At 75.8% G+C, this 8,085-nt stretch carries 6 protein-coding genes, 1 rRNA gene and 1 pseudogene; all 8 read left to right on the forward strand.

What is annotated here, in order from left to right:
- Window positions 1-92, forward strand: a 5S ribosomal RNA gene (gene rrf / locus ACFXAM_RS36280); the annotation flags it as partial.
- 274 nt (window positions 93-366) lie between these two features.
- The gene (locus ACFXAM_RS36285; protein ID WP_380297904.1) at window positions 367-1,743 is read left to right on the forward strand and encodes a sensor histidine kinase; all 1,377 of its coding nucleotides are present in this window, start codon (window positions 367-369) and stop codon (window positions 1,741-1,743) included.
- Window positions 1,695-2,360: a response regulator transcription factor gene (locus ACFXAM_RS36290; RefSeq protein ID WP_350555691.1), complete on the forward strand. Its 666-nt coding sequence runs from the start codon at window positions 1,695-1,697 to the stop codon at window positions 2,358-2,360. Before ACFXAM_RS36285 ends, ACFXAM_RS36290 begins: the two co-directional genes overlap by 49 nt.
- Before the next feature lie 181 nt (window positions 2,361-2,541).
- Window positions 2,542-4,131 (forward strand): DUF2637 domain-containing protein, encoded by a 1,590-nt coding sequence (locus ACFXAM_RS36295; RefSeq protein WP_380297906.1) that lies wholly within the window; start codon window positions 2,542-2,544, stop codon window positions 4,129-4,131.
- Between the two features lie 43 nt (window positions 4,132-4,174).
- A complete protein-coding gene (locus ACFXAM_RS36300) occupies window positions 4,175-5,527 on the forward strand; it encodes a DUF6986 family protein (RefSeq protein WP_380297907.1) in 1,353 nt (450 codons plus the stop codon).
- Window positions 5,528-5,614: 87 nt separating this feature from the next.
- The gene (locus tag ACFXAM_RS36305; protein WP_380297908.1) at window positions 5,615-6,271 is read left to right on the forward strand and encodes a YigZ family protein; all 657 of its coding nucleotides are present in this window, start codon (window positions 5,615-5,617) and stop codon (window positions 6,269-6,271) included.
- Between the two features lie 112 nt (window positions 6,272-6,383).
- Window positions 6,384-6,698 (forward strand): cupin domain-containing protein, encoded by a 315-nt coding sequence (locus ACFXAM_RS36310; protein ID WP_380297909.1) that lies wholly within the window; start codon window positions 6,384-6,386, stop codon window positions 6,696-6,698.
- A gap of 209 nt (window positions 6,699-6,907) precedes the next feature.
- Window positions 6,908-8,085, forward strand: a pseudogene (locus ACFXAM_RS36315) (hypothetical protein); the annotation flags it as partial.

An 8,085-nucleotide genomic window follows, 5' to 3' on the forward strand; every position in this document is an offset into this window, starting at 1 on the left:
CGCCCGGTTACATTCCGAACCCGGAAGCTAAGCCTCACAGCGCCGATGGTACTGCAGGGGGGACCCTGTGGGAGAGTAGGACGCCGCCGAACAATTCTTCTGAAAAGCCCCTGCCGGGGAAACCGGCAGGGGCTTTTCGCATGTCCGGACTCCCGCGTCCGGAGGGTGTGCCAAGACAAGGGAGCCAGGACAGGGGTAGACCTAGCACCACCTGAAGTCGGGTGGGACGGCCAGTGCACCCGGGCGGGTGTGCCGGGAAAACTGGGTCAGGAGGATCGGGGCCGGCCTGCGGCATCGGCACCATCGGCGGCATCAGCAACAGGAGCGCTCGTGGCAACGGAGAGTCGGATCAGCAGGGGCGGCGGCGTGCGTGTCCGGACCGAGGCGGCGTTCACGGCGGGCGGCCTCGGGCTGGCCCGGGTGGCGCTGCTGGTGGTGGGTGCGGTCCCGGTCGTGGTGGTGCCGGTGGTCGGTGCGCTGTTCGCCGGTGCGACCGTCGCGTGGATGCTCGACGCCTACTACCCGGCGGCGTTGTTCGCGCTGGTCGCCGGGGTGGTCGCGGGGCTGGCGCTGGCCGGGATGTTCGTGCGTCCCTCCGCCCGGCGCGCGCGGGCGCGGCTCGCCGACTGGTACGGGATCCGCCTGCCGGTCTCCTACAGTCCGCGTCCGGCGCTGGAGGCGGACGAGCGCGGTCACTGGTGGACCGGGTACTCCTACCACCGCTCCCACAACGTGGCCCGGCTGGCGCAGTTGCTGCACTGGGCGGTGCGGGACCGGGCGACCCGGGCTGAGATGCTCTGGCTGGTGATCAGCCCGCCGCTGGTGGTCGCGCTCGGAGCGCTGGTGGCGGGGCTGCTGGCCGGCGGCGTGACGTACCTGGTCGTGGCGGTGCTGAGCTACGAGTCCTACGGGGCGAACCCCACCGGCGCCGTGGCGGCGTTCTTCTCCGCCCTGCTGGGGCTCGCGCTGGTCGCACTGGGGGTGCTGCTGGCGCCGTACGCGGTGCGGGTGTACGCGGAGGTGGCGCGGCGGGTGCTGGACCAGGACGGCCGGGCCACCCACGCCCAGCTGACCCGGCGGGTGGCCGAGCTGACCGAGACCCGGGCCGACGCCGTCGGCAGCCAGGCGGCGGAGCTGCGGCGGATCGAGCGGGACCTGCACGACGGGGCGCAGGCCCGGCTGGTCGCGATCGGGATGACGCTGGGCACGATCGAACACCTCATGGAGACCGATCCGGCGGCGGCGCGGGAGCTGCTCTCCGAGGCCCGGCAGTCCTCGGCGCGGGCGCTCCAGGAACTGCGCGACCTGGTCCGCGGCATCCACCCGCCGGTGCTGGCGGAGCGCGGACTGGGCGACGCGGTACGGGCGCTGGCGCTGGACTGCGCGCTGCCGACCGAGGTCTGCGTGAGCCTGCCGGACCGGCCGCCGGCACCGGTGGAGGCCACGGCGTACTTCAGCATCTGCGAGCTCCTGGCGAACGCGGCCAAGCACTCGGGTGCCGAGCAGGTCTGGGTGGACATCCTGTACCGGGCGGGCCGGCTGCGGGTCACGGTCACGGACGACGGGGTCGGAGTGGCGGATCCCGCCCGGGGGACCGGGCTGCGCGGGATCGAACGCCGATTGGGTACCTTCGACGGTGTCCTCGCCATCGACAGTACGTCGGGCGGTCCGACCACCATCACCCTGGAGCTGCCGTGCGAGTTGTCCTCGCCGAGGACCTCTACCTCCTTCGAGAAGGTCTGATCCGGCTGCTGGAAGCGCACGGCTTCACGATCGCCGCCGCGGTCGAGACCGGCCCGGAGCTGCTCGACGCCCTGCTGACGCACCGTCCGGACGTCGCGGTGGTCGACGTCCGGCTGCCCCCGACGCTCACCGACGAGGGTCTGCAGGCGGCCCTCAAGGCGCGTCGGGAGATCCCCGGACTGCCGGTGCTGGTGCTCTCGCAGCACGTCCAGCAGCTCTACGCGCGGGAGTTGCTGGCCGACGGCACGGGCGGGATCGGCTATCTGCTGAAGGACCGGGTCTTCGCCGCCGACCAGTTCATCGACGCGGTCCGCCGGGTGGCGGCCGGCGGCACCGCGATGGACCCGGACGTCATCGCCAAGCTGATGCAGACCACCTCCCGCCGCCCCGGGCCGTTGCAGCGGCTGTCGCCCCGCGAGCGGGAGGTGCTGGAGCTGATGGCGGAGGGCTGCTCGAACTCGGCGATCGCCGCGCGGCTGACGGTGAGTGACGGGGCTGTCGCCAAGCACATCGCCAACATCTTCACCAAGCTCGAACTCGCCCCGGCCGAGGACGCCAACCGCCGGGTGATGGCGGTGCTCGCGTACCTCAACGGCACGGCCGGGCGGGCGGTCTGACCGGGCCCGGGTTTCCGGCGGCGGTGACGGTCCGGGCTGCGAGAACGCTGGGACAGGTGTACGAGTAAACTCCGGTGGGCCGAGCCCGGAGGTGCCTCAGCCGTCCGGCGCCCCGACACGCGGGAACCGGCAGCCGGGGCAGCGTACGGCCGCAGCCGACATCCAGGGGTTGATAGACGTAATGGCACGCCCATCGCTCACCAAGGCCCATCGGGGCCTGCTCGGCCTGGTCGCCGCCGGGGCCTGTGTCATCTCGGGTATCGGCTTCGCCGGCTCGTACAACGCGGTCAAGGAACTGGCCGAGGAGAAGGGCTTCGGCGCCTTCTCCTACGCCTTCCCGATCGGCGTGGACGCGGGCATCGTGGTGCTGCTGGCGCTGGACCTGGTGCTGACCTGGCTGCGCATCCCCTTCCCGCTGCTGCGGCAGACCGCCTGGCTGCTGACCGTCGCGACGATCGCGTTCAACGCCGCGGCCTCCTGGGGCGACCCGCTCGGAATGGGCATGCACGCGGTCATTCCGCTGCTGTTCGTCGTCGTGGTCGAGGCCTCGCGGCACGCGGTCGGCCGGATCGCGGCGATCACGGCGGACCGGCACATGGAGTCGGTCCGGGTGATGCGCTGGGTGTTGTCCCCGGTGCCGACCTTCCGGCTCTGGCGGCGGATGAAGCTGTGGGAGCTGCGCTCGTACGACGAGGTCGTGCGGCTGGAGCAGAACCGGCTGGTCTACCGGGCGCAGCTGCGGTTCCGGTACGGGCGGGGCTGGCGCCGCTCGGCGCCGATCCAGGCACTGCTGCCGCTGAAGCTGGCCAAGTACGGGGTGCCGCTGGATCCGGCGGTGTTCGAGCGGATGGACGAGGAGACGCAGGCGGCGCGCGAGGCGAAGGAGGCCCGGGAGGCCGAGGCCCCGGCACGTGCGGAGGCGCTCGCCGCGCAGGAGTCCCGGGGCCTGGCGGAGAGCCGTGCGGCGGGCGCCCTCGTGCCGGCCGAGCAGGCGGCGCAGGCGGGGAACGGCGGGCAGCCGGGACCGGCGAAGGCGCCGGAGGATCCCCAGGCGCAGTCCGAGCCCCAGCCCCAGCAGCCGCCGCAGCACCAGCAGCAGTCGCCGGTCCAGGCCGAGCCGGCGCCCGCCGAGGTGCTCGCCCGGCTGGCCGCCGTGCGGCTGCGTGACGCGCAGGAGCCGGCGGGGGAGGAGCCGTCGGCCGCGCCGCAGCCGCAGGAGGATCTGAACGTGTGGACCGAGCGGGCCGTGCGGACCACCGGTCACCCGAGCGACGGGGCCCCGGGCGGCCGGGTGCCCGGCCAGGTCTCGCCGTGGTTCAAGGCCCCGCGCCCCACCGAGCCCGCCGGGGAGCAACCGCAGCAGGCCGCCGCCGGCCCGGGCGCCCCCGTCGAGTACGCCGAGGAGCCCGGTTTCCCGCCGGAGCCCGACTTCGCCGGGCCCGGGTTCGCGGAGCCGGAGTTCGCAGGGCCGGGGTACGCCGGGCCCGAGGCCGTGCGGGAGGTGCCGGAGGCCGTGGATCGCCCGCAGCGCCCATTCGGTCCCGCGCCGCGTCCCGGCGCCTACCGGCTGGACCCTGAGCAGGCGTTCGAGGGACTGGTGAGCTACATCGAGACCTTCGAGCACGAGCCGGACCCGCAGCGGCTGGCCGTCTGGCTGACCGAGCACCACGGGGTGAGCGGGAGCCGTCCCGACGGCTCGGTCCACCCCAAGGACATCGAAGCGCTCCTTCCGGAACTGCGCGGCCGGTACGCCGCGTCCGGGAGGGACTGACCGGCGCGCGGTGGCCGCGCGCGAGCCTGCCGGAGGGGGACGGATGTCGCAGGACGGGACGGGCGGGACCGGGCCGGGTGGCGCGGCGGGGTTCTCCGCCGCTGCCCGTTCCGCCGTGGACGCGCTGCTGGCGCCCGTCGACGCGGACCTCGCCCGCCGCTACCCGGGTGATCCGGGCGGCCGTCAGCCGGTCCACACCGTCTACGTGCCGGCCGACGCCTTCGCCGCCGACACCGTCCGGACCTGGGGCCGGCGGGCCCTGGAGGCCTTCGACGCCCATGCCGGGACCCCGGCGGCGCTGGCCCGCGCGCTCGGCATCCCGGACGACGCGCTGCTCGCCGAGGTGCACCGCCGGGTGCGGGCCAAGCTGGAGCGCGAGCCCGTCGAGGACCTGCGGATCGACTTCGAGGACGGCTACGGCCCGCGGCCCGGCGCCGAGGAGGACGCGGCCGCCGTCCGGGCGGCGGAGCTGGTCGCCGCCGGCGTCGCCGACGGCACCGTCCCGCCGTACGTCGGCATCCGGGTGAAGTGCCTGGAGGCGGCCGTCCGGGACCGGGGGATCCGCACCCTGGAGCTCTTCCTGGTCACCCTGCTGGAGCGCGGCGCACTGCCCGCCGGGCTGGTGCTCACCCTGCCCAAGGTGACCTACGCCGAGCAGGTCACCGCGCTGGTCCGGCTGCTGGAGGACTTCGAGCGCACCGCCGGGCTGCCGGCCGGGCGGCTCGGCTTCGAGATCCAGATCGAGACCACCCAGGCGGTGCTCGGGCCGGACGGGCGGGCCACCGTCGCCCGGATGATCGGCGCGGCCGGGGGGCGGCTCACCGGACTGCACTACGGCACCTTCGACTACAGCGCCGCCTGCGGGGTCGCCGCCGCCCATCAGGGCCCGGACCACCCGGCCGCCGACCACGCCAAGGCGGTGATGCAGGCGGCGGCCGCCGGGACCGGGGTCCGGCTCTCCGACGGTTCCACCAACGTGGTCCCGGCCGGGACGACCGCCCAGGTGCACGCCGCCTGGCGGCTCCACCACGGCCTGGTCCGCCGCTCGCTCGCCCGGGCCTACTACCAGGGCTGGGACATGCACCCGGCGCACCTGCCGACCCGCTACGCCGCGGTCTTCTCCTTCTACCGGGAGGGCCTCGCCCCGGCCGCCGCCCGGCTGTCGGGGTACCTGAACAGGACCGGCGGGGACGTCCTGGACGAGCCGGCGACCGCCCGGGCGCTCAGCGGGTACCTGCTGCGCGGGCTGGACTGCGGGGCGGTGGACCTCGCGGAGGTCGCCGCCGCGACCGGGCTGGACCGCGCGGGGCTGGAGGCGCTGGCGGGCCGTCGCCGGGCGCGGCCGACGGCGGCCGTCGACCGGCCGGGTGCCGGGCGGGGGCCGGACACGGCTTAGGCTGGCGGAGCGGTCCCCGGCGAGCTGTCGTGCGGCGCGGGCCGCGCCGTCGCCACCGTCGTCGCCGTCCGGGAGAACCGCCGCGCCATGTCCGCCACACCGGAGCCGACCCCCCGGCCGTACCTGACCATCCGGAGCGCGGGCACGCACGAGCTGGAGATCAAGAAGTCCCGGTTCATCTGCCACCTCGCCCGGGTCGCCGACGAGGACGAGGCCCAGGCGTTCATCGCCGGCATCCGCAAGCAGTACTGGGACGCCCGGCACAACTGCACCGCCTTCGTGGTCGGCGACGAGCAGCGCCGCGAGCGTTCCAGCGACGACGGCGAGCCCGGCGGGACGGCGGGCGTGCCGATGCTGGAGGTGCTGCGGCGGCGCGGCGTCACCGACACGGTGGCGGTGGTGACCCGGTACTTCGGCGGGATCAAGCTCGGCGCGGGCGGCCTGGTGCGGGCCTACGGGAGCGCGGTGTCGGAGGCGCTGGACGAGGTCGGGCTCCTGGAGCGGCGGCCGGTCGCGCTGCTCGCGGTGACGGCGGACCACACCCGGGCCGGGCGGGTGGAGAACGACCTGCGGGCGGCCGGGTACACCGTGAGCGACCTGGCCTACGAGGCGGCCGGGGTGCGGATCGAGGTCGGCGTGCCGGAGCCGGAGGTCGCGGCGTTCCACACCTGGCTGGCCGAGGCGACCGGCGGGGCGTCGGCCGCGGTGGCGGCGGGCCGGACCTACGTCGAGGTGCCGGTCTGAGCCGTGCCGGGTTTCCGGACAGCTTTCCGGCCGGTTCCGGCCGCCCGGTCCCGGGGCCCCGGCGCCCTGCCTAGCCTGGTCGGATTCCGCCGAGCAGGGAGCCCAGACCACGATGCCCGTCGTCCGGACCATCACCCTGGGCCCGGGGGACAGCACCGGCTGGCACTACCACCCGGGCCGGGTCGACGTCGTGGTGCTCGCCGGGACGCTCACCCGGACCCTGCACGACGGCCGGGTGGAGGTCAGCCGGGCCGGTGACCGCCTGGTGGAGCACGCGGGGCCGGTGCACATCCACGTCGGCCACAACCACGGGCCCGTCCCGGTGGTCCTGATCGCCCGTTACGAGGCGCCGGCGGGCCGCCCGCTCGCGGTGCCCGTGCCGGTGCCCGGCTGGAGCCGCAGCGGCGCCGGGCACCGGGCCGACTGACCCGGGCGCGGCAGGGAGCCGGGGCCCAGCAGATCCTCGTCGTCCGCGGCGGACGGCTTGAGCAGATTCACCCGAATGTAGTGACGTGGCCCGGAGTTGGAACTTCCGCTCCGGGCCATGGCGTTTCCTGGGCACAGGTCCGGCGAACCGGACCAATGACCCATCGATGGAGGACACGGGACCCCACCACCGAACCCGGAGGAATGTGCATGACCTCGGAACGCTCCTCGTCGTCGCTGCCCGCCCAGGCCGGTCGTCCCGGCCCCGGAGGCCCCACGACGCCCTACCGGATGACCGTCACCACCGCCCTCCCGCACACCGACGCCCTCGCCCTGGCGGACCAGTGCCTCGCCACCTGGCTGAAGCAGGAATGGAGCGAGGAGCCCCCACCCCCCGGACCCGCCGCCGGCCCGGGCGCGGGCGCGTCCCCCGCCGAACGGCTGCGGCTCGGCGAACGCGTCCTGCTGGACCGCGACGGCGGCCCGCTCGACGGCGCGCCGTCCGGCGGCCGCTACGACCGCCGCCGGGTGACCACCCCCGCCCCGCACGGCACCGACCGGCTCACCCTCACCGTGGCGACCGGGCCCGCCGGGCCGACCTGGCTGCGGCTGGAGGCCTCGACCCACACCACCGGAGGCGGGGTCCGCACGCCCGGACGGGTCCCGGTGCCCGAGGTGGTCCGGACCCTGCTGCCCCTGCTGGACGCCGCGGACGGCCCGGCCGCGGTGGCGGCCGCACCCCGGGTGCTCACCGCCGCCGGGGTCGACCGGCTGGTCGACGAACTCTGCGACCCGGACCGGCGGATGCCCGTCGTGGTGGCCAGCGTGCCGGCCGGCCTCGGCGCCGGCCGCTGGCTCGCGGACGTCGTCGCCCCGCTCTGCGACCAGCTGCCCGGCCTGGCCGGCCTGTACGTCCTCGACGCCGACGCCCGGACCGGGTTCAACGTCGCCCTGGAGTACCACGCCGTCTACGGCGGCGCGGTGCGCACCTACCTGCCCGAGGTCGACCCGGCCTCGCGGCGGGACGGCCGCCGGCACCCGGTGCTGGCGCGGAACCGGATCGAGGAGGACCCGCGGCGCGCGGCCGCTCTGCTGGCCCGGGAGCCGCGCCGGCTCGCCGCCGAACGGCCGCTGCCGCCGGTGCTGGCGGACGTTCCGGTGCTGCGGCCGGCCCGTCCCGCCCAGGCCCCGGCGCCCGCGGCGCCCGCGGTCCCGGCGCCCGCCCACGGGCGGGAGGAGCGCGAACGGGCCGGGCACCCGGCGCGGCACGAGCTCCGCCGGGAACGCCACCACGAACGGCCGAAGCCCAAGGCCCTGCCGGCCGGTGCGGCCGCCGGGCGGGCGGCCGGTTCCGGCCAGGGATGCCTGTCCGGCGGCCGGCTCTGCGC

The organism is Kitasatospora sp. NPDC059462, from assembly GCF_042749955.1.
Classification (GTDB): Bacteria; Actinomycetota; Actinomycetes; order Streptomycetales; family Streptomycetaceae; genus Kitasatospora.